A 20,971-nucleotide genomic window follows, 5' to 3' on the forward strand; every position below is an offset into this window, starting at 1 on the left:
TTATATTATATTTTTTTTGCAACATTGAAATTGCCTGAAAATTATAACATTGACCATAAAAAGTGCATAGACAATCATCTTGCTTCAATTTTAAGTCACAAAATTGATCAAAACAAAAAACCCAAAGACGTCTTTGGGTTTCGATTGAACAGAAAATGAAGCTTAACTTCTGTATTTCTTTTCAGCCTTTTTAAATTTCTGAACATAACGACGTTTACGCGCTGCTACACGCTCATCTACTTGAGATTTACGACCTTCAAATGGGTTTTCAGACGTTTTAAAATCAACTCGAACAGGTGTTCCTTCAAGATTATAGACTTTACGGAATACATTTTCTAAATAACGACGATAATCCGCAGGCGTCTTATCAACTTTATTACCATGAATAACAATCGTAGGTGGATTTTGTCCGCCCATATGTGCATAGCGCATTTTAATACGCTTACCACTGATCATTGGTGGTTGATGCGCTTCAGTAGCGTCATTCAAAATCTGGGTTAATTTTGCAGGTGAAACTTTTAAATGCGATGAATCATAAGCACGATGGATCGTTGGATAAAGCTCACCTACACCTGTACCATGCAATGCTGAAATTAAATGCACTTTTGCCCAAGGAATAAAGTCAAAACGACGATCCACATCCAATTTACATTGCTTGCGATCATACTCAGTCATGTTATCCCATTTATTAATGGCGATTACCATGGCACGACCTGCTTCAAGCGCATAACCAATTAAATGTAAATCTTGTTCTACTACACCTTCACGAGCATCCAAAACAACCACAATCACATGGGCATCTTTAATGGCTTGTAGCGTTTTGACGATTGAGAATTTCTCAATCATTTCATCTACCTTACCTTTACGACGCACACCAGCAGTATCAATTAAGGTGTAATGACGACCATCACGTTCATAAGGAATATAAATAGAGTCACGTGTTGTACCCGGTTGGTCAAATGCCACCACACGTTCTTCACCCAATAAACGGTTAACCAAGGTCGATTTACCCACATTTGGACGACCAATAATCGCTAAACGTAAGCCTGTTGCTTTATCGTGATCTTCTGGGTTTTCATCTTCAGGAATGTCTGTTAGAACTTCCTCAAGCATTTGCTGTACACCACGGCCATGGCTGGCAGCCACTTGTAATGGCTCACCCATACCAAGTTTATAGAACTCAACCAATGCAGCTTCAGCGTGAACACCATCGACCTTGTTCGCAACAAGGTAAATTTTCTTACCTAAAGTACGTAACTCACGTGCAATCTGTTCGTCAGAAGCCAATAAGCCAGCACGTGCATCAACGACGAAAATAATAATATCCGCTTCATTAATCGCAGTTTTTGACTGTTCTGCCATATAAGAATCAATACCACCTTCACTTTCGCCGATACCCCCAGTATCAACAACAATGAAAGATTTATTTTCATATACCGCATCACCGTATTTACGATCACGGGTCAAACCCGCGAAATCAGCAACAAGTGCATCACGACTCTTAGTAATCTGGTTAAATAACGTTGATTTACCAACGTTCGGACGCCCAATCAGCGCAATTACGGGTTTCATAAATTAACCTTAATTCAAGATCAGCCAGTTGGACTGGTCTGAACATCAGATAAATAGGAGGAAATAGGGTCAAAGCCCTTGTCTTTCGACAATTCAAATAAAAACACGGGGTATTGAATATTCAATCACCCCGAGTTTAAAAAAATAGATTAGGACTAGTTTAACACAAGACTCAATAAATTTGACGATCAGTCTATCGATTCTGCCAAATGCTTAAATCGCCTTTGCGAGTCGCAACATAAAGCTGATTATCAATGATTCTTAAAGTACGTACTTCACCGCTGGTTTTAGAACGCCCTAAGATTTTGCCTGTGTTTGGATCAATCAGGTGTAAGTAACCATCCAAGTCACCCACCACTAAGTTTTGACCTAGCACTACAGCATTACTGAGATTACGATTTGATAGCTGTTCATTCTTCCAAATCTGCTCACCGGTAATTAGATCATGAGCAATGAGCTGACCATCAGTTTGCGACACAAATACTTTGCCATCAAAAACTTCTGGACGATTAATACTGCTTGAATTTTCACTCCACAAAACACGTTGAGAAGCTAAATCAAGTACAGTCACTTGACCTTGGAAGCTTGTTGTCACGACATATTGTCCAGAAACAACAGGTTCACTATCAACATCAATTAAGCGTTGAATATCTGAACGACCTTCAGTCACTGCAACACGACGTTGTAAACGAGGTACACCCGCTACACTGTCAATTGCATAAAGATATCCTGTAGATGTTGTCACAAGAATTGTACGTGGGTCTAAACTTACAGGTGAAGCTTGTCCACGTAAGCTGAATGAAGCATTCGGTAACTTGTAAGTCCAAGCTTGTTGTCCAGTTTCTTCATCCAAAGCATACACAGTAGCGTCATTGGTTACCACAATCACACGACCAGACTGAATCAAAGCAGAGCTAATCAACGCACCAGACAACTGAGCTGTCCATTTCTTCGCGCCAGTTGCTTGATCTAAAGCATAGATTTTGCCTTTTGGACTACCAACAATAACCAAGCCATCAGCCGCTTCAATACCTGAGCTTAGACCAGCTTTCGTTACTTTCGTTTCCCATAAGCGTTGTTTACCTTTATAGGCTGCAACTTCACCTTTCGGATCTAAAGCAAAAACAACACCATTTTCTGTATCTAAACGTAGACGCAATGGATCTTCTTCACTAGTTGAAGAAACATCTTTTGAAAATACCTGTACTAAACTCGTAGCATGAGCAACTTTAGGTAATGGATTCGGTTTAATTTTTACTTCTTTAACTTTGTTACTTGAACAGCCCACTAAAGCTGTAGATAAGATTGCTAAAGCAAAAGGTATTTTAAATTTTCTATCCATTAAGACTCATCCACTTGCGTTTTCAAAATTGGGCTTTCAAGTTCAGGATCATCTACTAATACGCCAACACTTTCGAGTTTAATTTGTAAAATTTGACGTTCCTGTTTACGCTCAACCACCGCATTCCATGCAGCTTGATACGACTTTTTAGCATTATCGATATCATTTTTGGCAACGTAAATGTCACCTTTTAACTCTTCAGCACTTGCTTTAAAAGCTGGCTCATCCACAACTGACAAGGTTTTCAAGGCTTCATCAAATTTCTTTTGCGCCAATTGCGTATCTGCAAGTTTAAGCTTTACAACTTGTAACAGACCAGCATCTTTGAGTTTAGAATTTTCAACTTTTTTCAGTTCACGTTCGGCTGTTGCATAGTCATTTTTATCAAATGCTAATTTTGCCATTACAATCTGTGCTTGGATTGCTTGAACAGAATCAGGATTATCTTTGACAATTTTATCTGCCGATGTAACCAAAGCAGCTGAAGCTTTTGGGTCGCTTCCAACTGCTTTTGCATCATCCATTAATTGCTGCACTTTCGCTGTTTCATTTTGATTTTCAGCCAAAGTTTTCTTCTGCCAATATTCCCATCCGAAAAAGGCAATCAATGCAATGAGGACGCCTGTCACCATAGCTGAGCCATATTTCTTAAAAAATGACTTTAAACTATCTAGTTGTTCTTCATCACTTATTGCGCTCATTTAACTCCCCTTTTCCTTATGATTATTGGCTTATTTCGAAGAAAATTTTTCTGTGAAGAATGGTACGATTTCAGCTACCGCTACTTCATATTGTTCAGCAGTTGCAAGCTCTTTTACAAGAACTTGTTGAGACTCAGCTTCACGCTCACCAAAGATCAATGCATAAATAGCACCTGATTGGTCTGCTTTTTTCATCTGACTCTTCATTGAACCTTGCGAACCCGTTTTCAAACGAATTGAACTATTTACGGCTTCAAGTTGATCACGAACTTGCTCAGCCAGTACCAATGCCTTACCTTGAGTCGCAGGATCTGAAACCAAGAATAACTCACATTCACGCACAGGTGTATTGTCTTCAACTTGTTCAAGCAGAAGCAATAAACGCTCCATTCCCATACCAAAACCAACAGCTGGAACAGATTGATCAGCTTTACCTTTCAGTTGCCCAACTAAACCATCATAACGACCACCTCCACATACAGTTCCTTGAGAACCTAAATGTGTAGTCGTCCATTCAAAAACAGTTTTATTGTAGTAATCTAAACCACGAACTAATTTTGGATTAATAATAAAAGCAACACCAGCATCCGTTAAGTATTGTTTTAACTGATTAAAATGCGCAAGACTTTCTTCACCTAAAAAATCATGCAATTTTGGTGCATTTTCAAGAATTTGCTGAGTTCGGGCATCTTTAGAATCTAAAATACGCAAAGGATTGGTCGTTAAACGGCGCTGTGAATCTTCATCCAATTCATCTTTTTGCGCAGTTAAAAATTCAACCAAAGCTGCACGATATTCTGCACGTTCATCTGACTCACCTAAAGTATTCAGTTCAAGTTGAACTTTGTCTGAAATACCCATGCGTTTCCATAAACGTGCTGTTAACAAAATAATTTCAGCTTCGATATCTGGTGTTGCTACGCCAAAAGTCTCAATACCAAACTGATAAAATTGACGGTAACGACCTTTTTGCGGTTTTTCATAACGGAACATCGGCCCCATATACCATACACGCGGAGTTGCACCACGAAGTAAGTTATGTTCCAACATTGCACGTACACAACCAGCCGTGCCTTCTGGACGCAAAGTTAGAGATTCAGGCGGATTACCTTTATCAAAAAAGGTATACATTTCCTTTTCAACGATATCCGTTGCATCACCAATGGCGCGTTTAAATAAATGGGTTTGCTCAACAATCGGAAGACGAATTTGTTGATAACCGTATGCATCCATTAATGATGCTAAATGTTGCTCAAGACGTCTCCACGCTGAAGTTTGCGTTGGAAGAACATCATTAAAACCTTTAATCGCGACAATTGAACTCATGACTTACTCAAAAACTTGTACGTATAATCTCTTTCGCTTTAGCTTCTTCAAGCTCTTGCACACGTTGACGAACCATCGTTTCGATTTCATCAACCAACTGATTCGTATCTATTAAATGGCTCTTTTCACCATTACGATACACGAGTGAGCGGGGACTTGCACCTACCACACCAATATCGGCTTCTTTGGCTTCACCCGGACCATTTACTTTACAACCAATGACAGATACATCCATTGGTGTACGAATATCTTCTAAACGCTCTTCCAAAGCTTGCATCACTTTAATCACGTTAAACTCTTGACGTGAACAACTTGGGCAAGCAATGAAATTAATCCCATTTGAACGAAGGCTTAATGATTTTAAAATATCAAAACCAATTTTAATTTCTTCTTCTGGTTCAGCTGCCAATGAAATACGCATGGTGTCACCAATGCCTTCCATTAACAAACCACCCAAAGCAATTGCAGATTTTACAGAACCAGTGCGGTAAACACCTGCTTCTGTTACACCCAAATGCAATGGATTATCAATCTGTTGTGATAATAAACGATAAGCATCCATCGTTAAAAACACATTGGATGCTTTAACTGACACTTTAAACTCATGGAAATCTAAACGATCCAAGATATCTATGTGGCGCATTGCAGATTCAAGCAATGCTTGACCTGTAGGCTCGCCATATTTCTTTTGAATATCTTTTTCCAAAGAACCTGCATTCACACCAATACGCATCGAAATATCATGATGACGAGCAGCGGCAACCACTTCACGGATCTTCGCTTCCGAACCAATATTCCCCGGATTAATCCGCAAACAATCTGCGCCCATATCTGCAACTTTCAAAGCGATTTTATAATCGAAATGAATATCTGCAACCAAAGGCACTGTGACACGTTTACGAATTTCACCAAAAGCTTCAGCCGCCTCCATCGAAGGCACTGAAACACGCATGATGTCTGCACCAACATCTGCACAACGTTGGATTTGAGCAACAGTTGCATCAACATCACACGTTTCAGTATTGGTCATACTTTGAATACTAATCGGGGCATCACCACCGACATACACAGAACCTACACGTATTTTACGTGTAGGACGGCGCTTGATTGGGTTCTCAATCATGATCTCTACTCTTTGCCCATTAACGTGACAAACGGAATTCGGCTTTTCCGTTCACTGTATATGGTGACAATGAAATCTGTTCATTATTAAGGCTTAATGACACAGCAGTTGCATCATCGAGTCGAATTTCAAATGGTGAAGTACCACTGATATTTAAAGTAGACGATTGACGCCCAGTTGCCAAAACTTTACCTGTACTATCAACAATATGCACAGATGTTGGATGGCTAAAATTCAATACCATTTGATCCCCCGAAGTTGAAGCTGAATTATTTAAATTCAAAACTTCTACATCAGATTCTTGTGGTTTAGCATCAGCATCTACGTTTTTGTTCGATGTCCACTTTTGAATACCCGCAATCAATGCCCAAATCACCGCAATAGCAATAAGCGCGATAAAAAAACGCTTTAACCATTTTTTATTGCGATCACGATTTGAGCCAGGGAGTTTACCCATGATCTTAATTGGAGAGTTATTCAAAGCATGATTCGGTAAAAGCCCCGTATCATTTTGATAAATTTCATCGAAGCGTTGAATGATTGCTGTTGCATCGACATTCAAATACTTTGCATAAGAACGATAATAACCCTTAATAAATGTTGCTTCAGGCAATGATTTATATTCATCATGCTCCAATGCTTGTAAAGTTTTTACAGGCATTTTCAACTCTGCTGCAACATCGTTAATGTCTAGGTTCTTAGATACTCGAACTTGGCGCAAGTACTCACCTGGACGTTGAACATTTCCTAAACCATTCGATGCTACGTTTGAACCTGTAGGTTGCTGTGAATTAGGATTTACTTCCATACGGCCTCAGTACTGTACTGTAATTGCAGATAACGTTGATATTCTTGACTTTCTGGGAATAAAGCACGGAGTTGGTTGACCAACACTTGCATTCCCATTTGGTCATTATTGGCACGTGCAATACGTAAACCAATCCAAAGTGCACGTGCACCTTGGTTATTCTGACCTACTAAACGAACATATTGCTCATAAAGTTGACTTGCTTGTGCATTTTTTTGCTGCAAATAAAAAAGCTCAGATAATTCCACCAAAGCAATAATGGAATCACGATTGACTTGCAAAGCTTGTTTAAATGCTTTTTCAGCATTTGCGACATCGCCAACTTTAAGATAAACACGCCCTAAATTTTCAAGTGCTTTATAACGTTGATCATAACCAAGCGTTGCACCTGCAATCTGGAGCTGTTCGATCGCATCATTATAGCGCTCAACAATAAATAAATATGTTCCATAATTATTACGAGCTTGTGCATTTTTTGAGTCACTGGAAATCGCGCGCTTAAAATAGCCGTCCGCTTTTTCCATGCTGATTTTACTGCCTTCTTGTTGTAATAAAACACCCATCATCATATTGGCAGTTGAATCTCGTGGTTCAGCCTCTAATGCTTGATCTAATGAGCGTTTTGCAGCATCCAAATCACCTGTACGAATATATTCAGCAGCAAGTTGAGTACGAACTTTAACTGCTTTTTCAGGATCTTTTTTAGTAATGGTATCGGAACTGGTCGACTGACAGCCCTGAAGCACCAATGCAGAGAAGCCTATTGCGAATACAGCAATTGCTTGTGAATACATCGATTTTCTCAAAGCCTGCCCCCCCGATATTCAATAAAGTAGAGTTATCCTACAAATCATTTAACCTTGTGAACGTATAATTTCAGTACGTTCAGCAACTTTCTTCTTCCACTGTTCTGCACGACGTGTTCGATCTGCCACTTGTCCGACCAACTGCCCACAAGCTGCATCAATATCATCACCACGTGTCTGACGAATCGTACACACAAATCCTGCATCAGACAAAGTTTTTTGGAAAGAAATAATACGATTTCGGCTTGAACGACCATACGGCGCATGTGGAAAAGGGTTAAACGGAATTAAATTAATTTTACTTGGTAAATTTTTCAATAACTTAATCATTTGTTGCGCATGTTCAGGTTGATCGTTCACACCTTCCAACATCACATACTCAATCGTGACATGTTTACGTGAACTTTCATTACCATCTTTGCCAATATAACGCTGACATGCGGCAATCAGTTGTTCTAATGGGTACTTCTTATTGATTGGAACCAATTCATTGCGTAATTCATCATTAGGCGCATGTAAAGAAATCGCGAGTGCAACATCAATATCTTTCGCCAATTGATCTATTTTCGGCACAACACCTGAGGTTGATAATGTTACACGGCGTTTAGACATACCATAAGCAAAATCATCCAACATGATATGCATTGAACTCAACACAGCATCATAGTTGAGTAAGGGTTCGCCCATTCCCATCATTACAACATTGGTCACTGAACGTTCACGCTCTGCAACAGCAACGTCTTCCATATAAGAATAGTTTGCAACCCATAACTGACCAATGATTTCATCAGGCGTCAAATCACGTTGGAAACCTTGTTTACCTGTCGAACAAAATGAACAATCTAGTGCGCAACCTACTTGTGAGGAAATACACAACGTTTTACGCAAACCTGTTTTATCTTCAGCTGGAATAAGTACAGTTTCAACGAGAGAACCGTCACCATCACCCACACGGAACACCCATTTACGTGTTCCATCTTTAGAATAATTGCGGTGAACCACTTCGGGCGCTTTAATTTCACAAATTCTTTCTAATTTTTCACGTAATTTCCCTGAAATATTGGTCATTTCAGCAAAATTTGTCACAAAAAATTGATGAATCCATTTCATCACCTGCCCAGCACGGAATTTTTTCTCGCCTAAATCTTCGAAAAATTTTTCCAATTGTGGACGTGACATGCCAAGTAAATTCACTTTCTCCACTTGCTCAAGCTGAACAAATTTAGATGATGCAGGCTGCTGTTCATCTTGATTTAATGATGAAGCGACAACTTCAGAATTCATGTGACTACTACCTAAAACATGTCATGGGATAAAACATATTGATCAATATCTGAACAATAAATACAACAAAAATAAAAAAACCAGACAAGCAGTATATCACCTATCTGGTTTCGGGTCTGTTACCAATTCATAAATCGGAGATTTAATGATTGAGTAAAAGAAACCCTAAATACGTCGAATTAACGAGTACGTGGGCAAACTTCAGTTTGAGCGAAGAAGTAGTTTACTTCACGATCAGCAGATGCAACTGAGTCAGAACCATGAGCAGCGTTTTCGTCGATGCTTACAGCGAAATCTGCACGGATTGTACCAGGAGCAGCTTCTTTAGGGTTTGTAGCACCTAAAATTTCACGGTGAGCAAGAACTGCGTTTTCACCTTCAAGAACAGACACAACAACTGGACCAGAAGTCATGAATGCAACTAAGTCACCAAAGAAACCACGTTCTTTATGTTCAGCATAGAAACCTTCAGCTTCTGCTTGAGAAAGGTGCTTCATTTTAGTCGCAACGATTTTAAGACCAGCTTTTTCGAAACGAGCGAAGATATCACCAATGTGGTTTTTAGCAACTGCATCTGGTTTTACGATAGATAAAGTACGTTCAATAGCCATGATCGGCTCCTTAAGTCAATTTGACACGAAATTTTTGGCGCATTATACCGAATAATCGACAGTTTGCTGCTTTTAATCTGTAAAAAAATGGTTTTTTCGATGTACAGTATTTTAATACTGCTTTTCAGCATTAATTTGCTTCATCAATCCAAGCCATTTGAATCGCTTCCAACAAACCTTCAGTCGATTTTGTCGGGTCATCGCTAAATTCAGGTAACGCACAAATCCATGCATGTAAATCGGTAAAACGCACCCATTGTGGATCTACATCTGGATGTGCTTCAGTTAACTCAATGGCGATATCAATGGTATCTGTCCAACGTAAACCCATTTAATTTTCCTTCGTTCAATAGTTCGTCTTAATATGACTACTGTAGCAAATCTCGCTTCTTTCAGAAACTCGACTCTTTCAAAATAAATCATTTCCTACATTATATGCATTGCATATATACGTTGCTAAGCAGTCTTTTACATTTAAAATCAAACAAAATACGTGGGTAACACTGAATAGACATTGAGAAAAATTATTCAAAGTTAAAAGCTTGATGATCAAAATCATCAGATCCCTTAAAGATGAAATAACAGGCAATCACAAAATAAATCATCATAAAATCACACCGAGCAAAGATGCACTTAAAATGATTACACTTGCGACACTTGCGCCGATCAATGCGCCAACAATCACGTCACTAGGATAATGCAAACCAAGGACCATGCGTGACAGTGCGACCAAAACAGTAAATGGCAGCATGATAAAAAGTAACGAAGGTTGAATATAACCAAAGACAATCGTTGCCATCACCGCATGCAAAGTATGTCCAGATGGAAAACTAAAATGATCTAGCGGACGTTCACCCATGACAATCACTTGGTGTACTTGATACGGTCTCGGTCTGACTGTTTTATGTTTTAAAAATTTATAGATCGCTGTTCCTAAAGAACCAGCCACAACCACATAAACCAGTTGTATTACATAAGCCAAACCCATTTGTAGCAAAATTAAAGCCAACATGGTGTACCAAAACCCACCATCACCTAAACGACTTACGACTTTAAAGAACATCGCAATACTTTGAGTCTGCGATAAATTATTGAGATATAAGCAACCTTTTAGGTCAAGATCGAGCATTTTTATTTTGGTATTTTTAAAATTCATTGTCACTCTCCTCTTTTGATTAGAGATTAACTAAGTAAGCAGCATAGCGTCCTGCGTTACTTGATAAAGTGCTTGTTCAAACTGCTGTACAGGATGTTGCCATCCCGCATGTTGCACATCTTGCATTGCCATATTCCCCATCTGTTTTAGGGTTGAATTATCTGGCAAATCAAAGATGTGTTGAATCAGTTGATGCTTTTGTCCAATGGGGCTTAACCAACCTGTTTTACAATGTTTAACGTGTAGTTGAGCACATGCATAATCATAGGCAATGATCGGCAAACCACTTGCCATCGCTTCAAGTACCACATTACCAAAGGTTTCCACTTGGCTTGCAAAAACGAAGACATTGGCACTAGCATACGCTTCAGCAAGTTGAATGCCACTCAGACTTCCCATGAAAATAACCTGATCCGCACCTTGCATTTTTTCTAAGCGTGTACGATCTGGCCCATCACCAACCAATACCAGTTTGGTTTTCTTTTGATGATGCTTTTTTAATGCGACATAGGCATCGATAAGTACATTAATTTCTTTTTCAGAAGATAGTCTGCCGACATACAACAGTACTGTCGTATCATCATCAACACCCCATTGCTGTCTGAGTTTTTCTGAATATCGCTGTGCGGAAAATCGTTCGGTATCTATGCCACGACCAACCACAACCAATGGACAATTCACGCCAAATTCACGAAGTGCTATTTCAGTATCGCGACTGGGTACACAAGTCAGTTGTGTCGCATTATGAAACCATCTTAAATAACTCTGAATCGGTCGAACTAAGAATGCTAAATCAAAAAAACGACTAAATTCTTGAAATTGTGAATGGAAGCCACTCGATACAGGAATCTGCCTAGATTTGGCAGCATGTAAAGCGGTAAAACCCAGCGGCCCTTCTGTCACGATATGCACCACATCGGGAGCAAAAGAAGAAATTGCTTGAGATACTTTTAAATATTGAGGCCAACCAAATTTCATATCTGGATATTTGGGAATAGATTGTCCATTCACCAAGCACTCTCGATTTGGTGAAAAATCATGGCATTTCTGTTTCTGTGCAGGACGAATTAATAAGATTTTATGTCCTTGATTTTGCAATCCTTTACACAGTTGCAAGAGCGATAATGCGACACCATTAATTTCAGGTGGCCATGTTTCTGTCACAATGGCGATTTTTAAACGTGGTTTGGTTAAATCACGAATCAAGTTTTCACTTTGCGTCGTGGTGTTTTGCTTTTTTTGTTTAAAATAGAATTTAAAGTGGTCGGGTACTTCTTGTTGTCTAAACTGCAAGGTTTCTGCGTACGTCTTGTTCATACGACCTAATCTCTTCATTTTTAAATAGATTAGGTGATGTTTCTTACATTTTAATGTTTTTTTCGTGACGTTTTTTTGACAGTCCGAATAAAATAAACCACATTAAATACAATAATGCCTTAATTTTCAAAAATTAAGGCATTATTTAAGTTTAAAAATCACGCTTACTTGCTCACTTTAAAACATTAAGTTCACAAAAATAACATCTCTATACTTTCCTGCTGGGACTCGAATAGAAGGTTGATCTTCCAATTGCACTGCAACTACATATTTATGTCCTTGATTAGATGCTTGCGCCGACAAAGGAACATTCCAAAGATTTGCATTTGCACCTGTAATACTCATCCGTGTCCGTAAACGATATTTACCATTACTGACAAAGCTATTACCATCACTACTGTTTAAATTCAGACTACTAAATCGAATCGAATAAGATTGATCGCAACGCACTGAAAAACTGGTTGCTGTTTGGCTTTTGTAGTAGCTTCCCAAACGCATATTGGTTTCGCTCATTTCCCCCATGCTACACTGGTGTGCATAACCTGATGTTGCAATAGAGACCATCATTAGCGTCAATAAAAATATTTTCATTTTCATCTCCATGCTTACTCAAAAGCGATTATTAACAAATCAATCATTCACAAATCAGCTCAATCACTTTGGATGCCATTTCATCCAAACGATCTTGAGGAATATCGAGTTGTGCATTGCAGGTACGTTCGCCAGAGGTTTTTACAAATAAGCGGTATTTGCTTGGTTTTAAACCATATAAATACACCTTGCCATCTGCATCGACTGGAGAGAATTCTTGTCGATTGTCATCAATATAGACTTCTGAAGCTCTTGATAATGTTTTGTGATCAGGGGTCAGTAATTTCACAACCATGAGTTTGGTTTTGTAAATCGGGAAATTCACCACATAACCACGCTGATTTAACGCAACAAGTTTTTTATCCGCAAATTCAATTTTATCTTCTATCGGTAATTGATCTTGGTCAAAAGAAAGGTCATAGGCAATATAAGGCACGATATTATGAACAAATAAGGAGCCATCTTTGCGAGTTCTACCAATCGGTGATAATGAACGGAATACATCGACATCGGCATAATCGCCAACTTTGACTAAAGCGAAGGCATTATCCACATATTTGGTCATTGCAGTGTGACCACCAAGCAATGTTAATGCACCTCGATAAGTGACTTGGGTATCATGGAAATTATCTGCACTACGATCATAACTAACACCTAAATCCCCATAAGTAGATTTAAACATCGCATAACCGTTATACGAAACATCCCCATCTCTTTGATTCACACCTAATGAATAATCAATACCATTTTGAACTGGGGAGTTTCTTACCCAACGCAATCGGCTTTCATTATCCGTAGAGTGATCCACATATACACTTCGGTTATTATCAAAATAATAGCTAAAGGAAAAAAACGCGCCCTCATTTCCATCATTTTGAAACTCTTTAAAATAACTGGCTGAAAAAGATATTTTCTTACCCACCATTCGAGTGAAGCCGAGGTTTAATATTTTGGTATCTGGAATGTTAAACTGTGGGTTTTCATGGTAACGTCTTTCGACATAATTGACGTTGACGTTGTTCAAATACGGCACATTATAAAAACTGAGATAAGCTAAATTATCAAATTTAGTGGTTTCAATAAAATCGTTATAACCCAATGACTTGTACTCTGGATTTGAATATTTACTACTCACACCCATAGAAAGATTACCCACATTTCGTGTCAGTGAAGCACCAATCGAATAACCCTCATCCAATGATGTTCGACTACCACTAACACTCAAATCTAATAAAGCAAAGCGACTAATCCCTTGTGTCCAAAGTAACCCAAAATTCTGTAAATCTTTGCTATAAGATGCATTAAAACCTAAAGTCGTTTGCTCACTGAGCCCTCGTCTAAAATATGCACTTGAAAAAAATTCTCGATAGTCATCATCCGCATATTCATAGTTATAACGAATTTTCCCTAATGAAAAACTATACTCATTTAAATCAGGTTTTAATAAACGACTATTGATATACACTGGGAATTTTTGAACCGTTCGATTTCCCAACACATCTTCTACAACAATCTGTGCCTCACCTGCTTGTTGAATATTGGCACCTGACTGTAATGCATAATGTCCAGGAGTAACATTTTGTTGATAAATATTGACCCCATTAATATAGAGATCGACCGTTGAAGGTAATAAAGCACTTCCTTTTAGTGTCGGCATATTCCAATAAATAAAATCAGGATGCTCAGTAAAATTAGTACCGTATGTCACCCCACCAAAACGAAAAGAATTCATTAATGGATTCAAAACACTGGTGGTATCCCCCACTGTTAAACGGGTATAGCGCTCTGGAAAATCAATATCAATTACGGTATTCAAACGCACAACTTTTTGATCAACGGCCGAATCGCGATAGATCATGGCATTCTTAAACAACCAATAATCTTTAAAAACACCTAATTCAGCCAAAGTACTAAAATTATGCTGATCATTGTCTTGACCATAGAACAAATCATAATTTAGAAAAGCGCCGAAATGTGCAGGAGTAGGAATGGAGCGATCTTGTGCAAAATCACTCCCTACAAAATAATCAGCGGGGAGGTCAATTTTGATTGATTGCAATGCCAAATCAACTTCAGCATTCACCTTTCCATCCGTCACTAAACAATATTGCGCTTGTGTCGGATTTCTTTGGAGTTTAGTCACCAAAATTTGTAGCTTCTCTAAAACCGCGCATTCCACATATTTCGATTGATTTTCTTCGAGTAATAACGTTTCCGCATTTCGATCAATCCCATTTAACCAAATATTACTGATCGAGATATTTTGAGGCACATCTGTGTTTGCCTGCGTTGCCATTCCACACAACACACATTGGATAAAAAGCAGAGTTCGTGCATACATAGCATCCCCCTACAACTTCATTTCTAAAGGTTTTTCATCTTTATCTGTGTCAATTTTTAGAGTGTATTGCGTTGAATTACTTAACTTCACATTACCAAAATTAAAAGTATATTGCTGTCCATGAAGCAAATATTTCATTTCATTACTGATAGCAACTTCCTTTTGATTTGCATCAATAATCCTAATTTTGAAAATCTGTAGATGAGAGCTTGAATCATTTTTAACATTCATCACCAAGTTATCTTGGTTATATGCGGTTTTGATATCCAGTTTGTCTTTATCTTGATTTCCCAAGAATAAAGGTACTGAAATATTAAACAAAAAACTCACCGAAGTTTCTTTGGCGACAGCAGGTACTTCACTAAAAATAATACGCCAAGTTTTCTCTTGCGGGCCTACGATTGCAGCTAAGGGTTGAGTAAAACCAACACGCACAATCTGCTTACTCTCTGGCTGAATAACAAAGTTTTTTGGGTTGATTAAAATCGTTGGATCTGGCTCAAACACATCTTCACTTTTGTCATTCTGTGTCCATTTTACTGCAGACATTTCAAATATTTTTGCTTCTTTAAGACCGCTGGATTCCAGTGTGATTGTCGCACTGCGCTGTCTGGTCTTTTCTGAGATATAGAGTTGGATCGGACTAATTTTTAAACCCGCATAGATATTTGGGCTTAACAAGACTGTTCCAAGCACTAGCACATTGAATAATTTATTCATAACCTAACCCCTAATTTTTTTTATTTTTCAAATGAGTAGACTCCACCGTAAAGATAGAGTCTACTTTTCACATAGATTTACTTATGCAACACGAGTTAGAAATAGACTTTGATATTGTATTGGTCTGTATACACACCCGCTGGTTTGCTGATTCCAACAGCAGCACTAGTTACATTCACGTTATAAGTATTCCAACCGCCTAGTGCCACAGCGATATTAGTTTGAGCAGTACCTAAAGGAATATTTGTTGCACTGCCTGCTAATTTTGTGGTTACGTTAATTGGAATTTCATTTGTACCCATTTTCACTTTTGAACCATTGGTTGTAGTCACCAATAAGTTATAAGGAGCATTGGCACCGACTTTGAACTGTCCGTTACCGGAACCGCCATCTGTTAGTGTAATTTTGTTTGTTAAGACATCCAAGTCACAATGTTTTTGGACTGTTAATTCAATTGGAATACTTCCTGTACAAAGTTCACCACAACCTGCAGGTGGACGAACTCCGCGATCTGCACTACCAGCGTCATCTTCTGCGTAGATTGCAGTTGAAGCAGCACCCAACACCAATGTAGCAAGCAAAGATTTTGTAAACACGTTCATAATGTTATCCCCAACTTGTTGAATTAATCCTTTCCGATTAAAGGATGATTAATTTATAAAACGAAGAGACAACAATGAGAATCACTAAAAATAAGTAGATTAAAATTTAATTAAAATATTTTTTTAAATCAAAAATTACACAAAATTTAAATTTATTAAAAATTAAATAATATCAATTAATTAAAATAAATATTTTAACATCTGTATTAAAAAAATAAATAAATAAATTATTTTTAATAATAAATTTCAAACTACTTAAAATTAAGTATTGTTTATTATTTTAAATAATAGTCTACAAAGTTAAAATAATAAATTATCAAAATATTAATAAAAAAATGATTAAAAAATTAAAATAACGTAAAATAAGTCACAATTTTAGATCCTTCATTTATACCTCGCTTTTTTCAACATTTACTTCTTATCAAAAAACAAAAATTCTCAAAACTCAAAAATAGTCATGATTGACTCATGGCAAAATTTAAAAACAATGCTTCTAACAAATAACCACTTCCAAAACAGATTATCGGAATCTAGTTAAAGCATGATTCAATTTACAATATAATCAAAATATTCCAACTTTAGTTGGATTTATAACAACCCCGCTAAATCAACAATAACTGGAATCTTAGTATTTTATTTTCATATTAATAACGTGAGTAAAGGAACATGATTATGGTTCAACGAACACGGAAATTTAAATTATTATTCATACAACTTATCACTTTTATTTTATTTGGTTTTAGTTCTTTTTCCTTCGCAGGGACGTATGCTCAAACCAAATACCCTATCGTATTACTACATGGCTTTTTAGGATCAGAACATCTACTCGGTTCAGATTATTTTTATGGTATTCCCGATGCACTTCGTCATGAAGGCGCTATTGTTTACGCACCTACCCGTTCAGCAGTCAACTCTACCGAAGTCCGTGGAGAACAGACTATTGCATATCTTGAAAATTTACGTCAGCAATACGGTTATACCAAATTCAATTTGATTGGCCATAGCCACGGCGGTATCGATGCACGTTATGTCATGGCAAAACATCCTGACTGGGTTGCCTCTGTCACTACAATAGGTGCGCCGAATGATGGTTCTTTCCCTTCGGATTACGCCTTAGCGAATCCTTGGACAAATATCCTTGATTGGATGTATGAATTGGTTGGCGGAGTAAGCAATGCCTTAGATGGACATCATTTACCGCAAGATAAACAAGCTTATCTCAATTCAACCAGTACGGTAGGTATCCGAGCATTTAATCAAATTTATCCTAAAGGTGTAGTGAGTAACTGTGGATCACAGACAAGCCCGTATAACGATGGTCATTATCTTTATTCTATGGGAGGAACAGCTGTGCTGACCAATGGTTTCGATGTCACAGATGCTTGGATGTTCGCTCAATCCTTACTCTCAACCCAACCCAATGATGGCTGGATCAATCGCTGCTCCAACCATTTTGGCTTTGTGCTTCAAGACAATATCCCATGGAATCATTTGGATGAAGTCAATCAAACCAATGGCTTAGTGGGTCTTTCCGCACCAAATCCTATCATCGTATATAAAGCTCATGCCAATCGACTGAAAGGTGCAGGTTTATAAGCGCATTATTCTTATTGTTAAAACACGCTAAAAGAAAAGGGAATCCCCTTTTCTTTTACATAATCATTCAATTTTTTTATTCAAAATATCATTACAACAACATGAAAGATATCACATGAAAAATGCATATTTAATTACTGGTTTTATCCTTATCGTAAGCATATTACTGTGCATATTATTGTATAGCTATTTGACCCATTCAGCACCGAAAAACCAAAATCATTCAGACACGAGCACGTCAAAAAAAATAGCAATAGATCCTCTTAGCGCTCCGACGGCAACCTCAATCACTAAACAACAACCTTCCCCCGCTCCTCAAACGACCACTGATTTTTCTGCCTTTCTTCCACAAGCACAAGTAGCTCTTGAACAAAATCCCTTATTGAATGGCACCGAAATATTAGCGAATTGGCATTTTACGAATGATAAAAAAATCATTATCGACACCAATATTAAAGATAGTTTTGATTATTTACTTGTTGTTTATCCACAGGTTGGGCAAACCGGTGTTATGGCTCTCGCACAACATATTCTTCAAGAAAAACAAAGTGGTCTCAACATTGAATCACACACAAAACAAATCAATGAAGCCTCTATTTTAGATGCTCTAACACGTTATATTCATTATCAAGCACAAGCTGAACAGCTTTCAAAACAAATAAATCTGGAAAATATGCAAGATTCGGAACGCTTAAAATTGGTTAAAAAAATCCGCATACAATATCTAGGGCAAGATTTAACACATGCTTTTTATGAACAATAATAAATTCATGGCGAACATAGCAACAAGATTGAGGCAACCTATTTCAGGACTAAATACTTACTCCCAAAAATAAACTCAAAAATACTTAAAATTAAGTATTGTTCATTATTTTAAGCCATGATTCTCATCTTAGATTCTCAGATGAAGTGCAACAAAGCTGAATTTAGAAATTAAATTCAGCTTGGCTTATCAATATTATTCGTCATTTACTATACGATTCAACAATCCATTTTTCACTTGATAAATCTGTCCATTTCCAAAATCAATTTGTTGTTTTTCACCCTGTAATTTTGGAAAACCGACAATTTTTTCTAGTTGCGTAGAACGTTGAAATTGTTGTGTTTTTGGATTATACATCCAATAAATATAACGTTTTTCATCCACTTTCCGACCTTGCGCCACATCAGATAAAATTACATCATAATAGCCATCAAAGTTTATATCCATATAACCAATGCTATTCGGAAAGGCATCAAATCCAGTTAAGCGTTGCACAACCATATTATTATTTTTATTCAATACATCTACACGCTTTAAAGTTTTTCCATACGGGCTATTCGGATCATTCTGTCCATAAAACTTGAAAGTAAATACAGGTTTATTACTTACTTTAAAAGCAGGTTCAAACAGTATTGATTGACCAACAGTCTTTGATTTTTTTAACAACGATGCATTAAACAAACCTGTATTTGCATTTAACATCCCTGTCAGCTGATCGTTGCTATTTTTGCCATCAGCATTCGTATTCATTGATTTTAAATCTAACCGATCACCTTTTTGCGTACCTTTAAAATCAGTCGTTGTATTATTCATCAAATCGGTCAATGTCGCATGTGGATTGGCGATACCTGCATACAAACTCATAAAGTATCGACCTTCACTTGATTTAAGCATTCGTTGCATAGATACACGTACGCCATTAAACGGCTTGAATTCCGTATTGATCGCTGTTGGTGTTGTTTCTGCAAAACTGGAGCATGAAATTGATAATACAGTCATTGCGATGAAGAATTGAGTTTTCATGGTTGAATACGACATTCAAATGATCAAGAATGCGTAATTTATCACAAAAAAGCCCACTCAAAAGAGTGGGCTTTTACAAGAAAACTAAAAATTAGTTTTTCTCTTTATCAACGATTTTATTTGCTTGAATCCAAGGTATAAAAAATGGAAAGCACTGCTTTCCATTTTTTGCAAGGCACGTAACCTTAGTTCTTTTCTTTATCTACAATCTTGTTTGCTTGAATCCAAGGCATCATTGCACGTAACTTGTTACCTGTTACTTCGATACCATGAGCAGCGTTTTGACGGCGACGAGCAGTCATAGACGGGTAGTTCAACGCACCTTCTTGGATGAACATTTTCGCATATTCACCAGATTGGATCCGTTTAAGTGCATTACGCATCGCTTCACGAGATTGTTCGTTAATCACTTCTGTACCCGTTACATATTCGCCATATTCAGCGTTGTTAGATACTGAATAGTTCATGTCTGCGATACCGCCTTCGAACATCAAGTCCACGATCAATTTAAGTTCGTGTAGACATTCAAAGTAAGCCATTTCAGGCGCATAACCAGCTTCAACTAAAGTTTCGAAGCCCATTTTCACTAATTCTACTGCACCACCACAAAGAACAGCTTGCTCACCGAATAAGTCAGTTTCAGTTTCTTCACGGAAAGAAGTTTCGATGATACCTGTACGACCACCACCTACGCCAGAAGCATAAGAAAGTGCTACATTACGTGCATTACCAGAAGCATCTTGATGAATAGCGATAAGATCTGGAACACCAGAACCACGTTGGTATTCAGAACGTACTGTATGACCAGGTGCTTTAGGCGCAACCATGATTACGTCTAAGTCAGCGCGTGGCACAACTTGGTTATAAAGAATAGAGAAACCATGAGCAAATGCTAAAGTTGCACCTTGCTTGATGTTTGGCTCAATCACGTCACGGTAAAGTGAAGACTGGAATTCATCTGGAGTTAAGATCATTACTACGTCAGCTTGCGCTACAGCAGCAGGAACTTCAGCAACTTTAAGACCAGAATTCTCAGCTTTCTTCCAAGATGCAGAACCTGCACGTAAACCTACAGTTACGTCAACGCCTGAATCTTTAAGGTTAAGCGCATGCGCATGACCTTGTGAACCGTAGCCAATGATCGCTACTTTTTTAGATTGGATGATAGATAAGTCTGTGTCTTTATCGTAAAAAATTTGCATTGCTGTCTCCGCTAAAATGCTGTGTTTCCTCTTCTTATCCTGAAGATTATTGTTTGGAATCTTCTAGTCTAAGTCCCTCTCCTATGC

General features: G+C 37.8%; 20 protein-coding genes. 2 read left to right on the forward strand and 18 right to left on the reverse strand.

Translation table 11 applies throughout. The features are described 5' to 3' along the window. Positions 1-162: 162 nt before the first annotated feature. From der to GGG_RS0104860, 16 genes are all read right to left on the reverse strand, one after another. Positions 163-1,572: a ribosome biogenesis GTPase Der gene (gene der / locus GGG_RS0104780; RefSeq protein WP_010112703.1), complete on the reverse strand. Its 1,410-nt coding sequence runs from the start codon at positions 1,570-1,572 to the stop codon at positions 163-165. A 193-nt stretch (positions 1,573-1,765) separates the two neighbouring features. Next, entirely contained in the window at positions 1,766-2,914 is a 1,149-nt protein-coding gene (bamB, locus tag GGG_RS0104785) for an outer membrane protein assembly factor BamB (protein WP_010112704.1), read from the reverse strand. Next, positions 2,914-3,615 (reverse strand): tetratricopeptide repeat protein, encoded by a 702-nt coding sequence (locus GGG_RS0104790; protein WP_010112706.1) that lies wholly within the window; start codon positions 3,613-3,615, stop codon positions 2,914-2,916. Before GGG_RS0104790 ends, bamB begins: the two co-directional genes overlap by 1 nt. A gap of 30 nt (positions 3,616-3,645) precedes the next feature. Further along, entirely contained in the window at positions 3,646-4,941 is a 1,296-nt protein-coding gene (gene hisS / locus GGG_RS0104795) for a histidine--tRNA ligase (protein WP_010112708.1), read from the reverse strand. A gap of 7 nt (positions 4,942-4,948) precedes the next feature. Next, positions 4,949-6,064, reverse strand: a complete 1,116-nt coding sequence (gene ispG, locus GGG_RS0104800) for a flavodoxin-dependent (E)-4-hydroxy-3-methylbut-2-enyl-diphosphate synthase (protein WP_010112711.1) — start codon at positions 6,062-6,064, stop codon at positions 4,949-4,951. A gap of 19 nt (positions 6,065-6,083) precedes the next feature. Beyond that, positions 6,084-6,872: a helix-turn-helix domain-containing protein gene (locus GGG_RS0104805; protein WP_010112713.1), complete on the reverse strand. Its 789-nt coding sequence runs from the start codon at positions 6,870-6,872 to the stop codon at positions 6,084-6,086. Next, a complete protein-coding gene (gene pilW, locus GGG_RS0104810; protein ID WP_010112715.1) occupies positions 6,863-7,666 on the reverse strand; it encodes a type IV pilus biogenesis/stability protein PilW in 804 nt (267 codons plus the stop codon). The genes GGG_RS0104805 and pilW overlap by 10 nt, the downstream gene beginning before the upstream one ends. A gap of 60 nt (positions 7,667-7,726) precedes the next feature. Beyond that, complete coding sequence (gene rlmN / locus GGG_RS0104815) at positions 7,727-8,962, reverse strand: 23S rRNA (adenine(2503)-C(2))-methyltransferase RlmN (RefSeq protein WP_010112717.1); 1,236 nt, start codon at positions 8,960-8,962, stop codon at positions 7,727-7,729. Between the two features lie 179 nt (positions 8,963-9,141). Beyond that, a complete protein-coding gene (gene ndk, locus GGG_RS0104820; protein ID WP_010112718.1) occupies positions 9,142-9,573 on the reverse strand; it encodes a nucleoside-diphosphate kinase in 432 nt (143 codons plus the stop codon). Positions 9,574-9,703: 130 nt separating this feature from the next. Next, positions 9,704-9,904, reverse strand: coding sequence for a Fe-S cluster assembly protein IscX (gene iscX / locus GGG_RS0104825; RefSeq protein WP_010112719.1), 201 nt, complete (start codon positions 9,902-9,904; stop codon positions 9,704-9,706). A gap of 273 nt (positions 9,905-10,177) precedes the next feature. After that, on the reverse strand, positions 10,178-10,729 hold the full coding sequence (locus tag GGG_RS0104835; protein WP_010112720.1) for a phosphatase PAP2 family protein: 552 nt from the start codon (positions 10,727-10,729) through the stop codon (positions 10,178-10,180). 30 nt (positions 10,730-10,759) lie between these two features. Then, positions 10,760-12,046, reverse strand: coding sequence for a glycosyltransferase family 1 protein (locus GGG_RS0104840; RefSeq protein ID WP_010112721.1), 1,287 nt, complete (start codon positions 12,044-12,046; stop codon positions 10,760-10,762). 177 nt (positions 12,047-12,223) lie between these two features. Further along, complete coding sequence (locus GGG_RS0104845; RefSeq protein ID WP_010112723.1) at positions 12,224-12,637, reverse strand: hypothetical protein; 414 nt, start codon at positions 12,635-12,637, stop codon at positions 12,224-12,226. 43 nt (positions 12,638-12,680) lie between these two features. Further along, complete coding sequence (locus GGG_RS0104850) at positions 12,681-14,978, reverse strand: fimbria/pilus outer membrane usher protein (protein WP_010112724.1); 2,298 nt, start codon at positions 14,976-14,978, stop codon at positions 12,681-12,683. A 9-nt stretch (positions 14,979-14,987) separates the two neighbouring features. Beyond that, complete coding sequence (locus GGG_RS0104855) at positions 14,988-15,698, reverse strand: molecular chaperone (RefSeq protein WP_010112725.1); 711 nt, start codon at positions 15,696-15,698, stop codon at positions 14,988-14,990. Between the two features lie 95 nt (positions 15,699-15,793). Beyond that, a complete protein-coding gene (locus GGG_RS0104860; protein WP_010112726.1) occupies positions 15,794-16,300 on the reverse strand; it encodes a hypothetical protein in 507 nt (168 codons plus the stop codon). Positions 16,301-16,972: 672 nt separating this feature from the next. Here GGG_RS0104860 and GGG_RS0104865 point away from each other — a divergent pair. Further along, complete coding sequence (locus GGG_RS0104865) at positions 16,973-17,896, forward strand: triacylglycerol lipase (protein ID WP_010112728.1); 924 nt, start codon at positions 16,973-16,975, stop codon at positions 17,894-17,896. Between the two features lie 115 nt (positions 17,897-18,011). Further along, the gene (locus tag GGG_RS0104870; protein ID WP_010112729.1) at positions 18,012-18,659 is read left to right on the forward strand and encodes a hypothetical protein; all 648 of its coding nucleotides are present in this window, start codon (positions 18,012-18,014) and stop codon (positions 18,657-18,659) included. A 195-nt stretch (positions 18,660-18,854) separates the two neighbouring features. Here GGG_RS0104870 and GGG_RS0104875 read toward each other — a convergent pair whose 3' ends face one another. Beyond that, complete coding sequence (locus GGG_RS0104875; protein ID WP_010112730.1) at positions 18,855-19,682, reverse strand: hypothetical protein; 828 nt, start codon at positions 19,680-19,682, stop codon at positions 18,855-18,857. A gap of 185 nt (positions 19,683-19,867) precedes the next feature. After that, entirely contained in the window at positions 19,868-20,884 is a 1,017-nt protein-coding gene (gene ilvC / locus GGG_RS0104880; RefSeq protein ID WP_010112731.1) for a ketol-acid reductoisomerase, read from the reverse strand. Between the last annotated feature and the right edge of the window lie 87 nt (positions 20,885-20,971).

Source organism: Acinetobacter sp. P8-3-8 (assembly GCF_000214135.1).
Lineage (GTDB): Bacteria > Pseudomonadota > Gammaproteobacteria > Pseudomonadales > Moraxellaceae > Acinetobacter.

Coding starts and splice junctions, on each gene's coding strand:
- GGG_RS0104840 (WP_010112721.1), bottom strand. CDS start 12,046: ATGAACAAGACGTACGCAGAAACCTTGCAGTTTAGACAACAAGAAGTA.
- GGG_RS0104835 (WP_010112720.1), bottom strand. CDS start 10,729: ATGAATTTTAAAAATACCAAAATAAAAATGCTCGATCTTGACCTAAAA.
- GGG_RS0104845 (WP_010112723.1), bottom strand. CDS start 12,637: ATGAAAATATTTTTATTGACGCTAATGATGGTCTCTATTGCAACATCA.
- pilW (WP_010112715.1), bottom strand. CDS start 7,666: ATGTATTCACAAGCAATTGCTGTATTCGCAATAGGCTTCTCTGCATTG.
- ndk (WP_010112718.1), bottom strand. CDS start 9,573: ATGGCTATTGAACGTACTTTATCTATCGTAAAACCAGATGCAGTTGCT.
- GGG_RS0104875 (WP_010112730.1), bottom strand. CDS start 19,682: ATGAAAACTCAATTCTTCATCGCAATGACTGTATTATCAATTTCATGC.
- ilvC (WP_010112731.1), bottom strand. CDS start 20,884: ATGCAAATTTTTTACGATAAAGACACAGACTTATCTATCATCCAATCT.
- GGG_RS0104850 (WP_010112724.1), bottom strand. CDS start 14,978: ATGTATGCACGAACTCTGCTTTTTATCCAATGTGTGTTGTGTGGAATG.
- GGG_RS0104865 (WP_010112728.1), top strand. CDS start 16,973: ATGGTTCAACGAACACGGAAATTTAAATTATTATTCATACAACTTATC.
- GGG_RS0104870 (WP_010112729.1), top strand. CDS start 18,012: ATGAAAAATGCATATTTAATTACTGGTTTTATCCTTATCGTAAGCATA.
- ispG (WP_010112711.1), bottom strand. CDS start 6,064: ATGATTGAGAACCCAATCAAGCGCCGTCCTACACGTAAAATACGTGTA.
- GGG_RS0104855 (WP_010112725.1), bottom strand. CDS start 15,698: ATGAATAAATTATTCAATGTGCTAGTGCTTGGAACAGTCTTGTTAAGC.
- iscX (WP_010112719.1), bottom strand. CDS start 9,904: ATGGGTTTACGTTGGACAGATACCATTGATATCGCCATTGAGTTAACT.
- rlmN (WP_010112717.1), bottom strand. CDS start 8,962: ATGAATTCTGAAGTTGTCGCTTCATCATTAAATCAAGATGAACAGCAG.
- GGG_RS0104860 (WP_010112726.1), bottom strand. CDS start 16,300: ATGAACGTGTTTACAAAATCTTTGCTTGCTACATTGGTGTTGGGTGCT.
- der (WP_010112703.1), bottom strand. CDS start 1,572: ATGAAACCCGTAATTGCGCTGATTGGGCGTCCGAACGTTGGTAAATCA.
- GGG_RS0104805 (WP_010112713.1), bottom strand. CDS start 6,872: ATGGAAGTAAATCCTAATTCACAGCAACCTACAGGTTCAAACGTAGCA.
- hisS (WP_010112708.1), bottom strand. CDS start 4,941: ATGAGTTCAATTGTCGCGATTAAAGGTTTTAATGATGTTCTTCCAACG.
- GGG_RS0104790 (WP_010112706.1), bottom strand. CDS start 3,615: ATGAGCGCAATAAGTGATGAAGAACAACTAGATAGTTTAAAGTCATTT.
- bamB (WP_010112704.1), bottom strand. CDS start 2,914: ATGGATAGAAAATTTAAAATACCTTTTGCTTTAGCAATCTTATCTACA.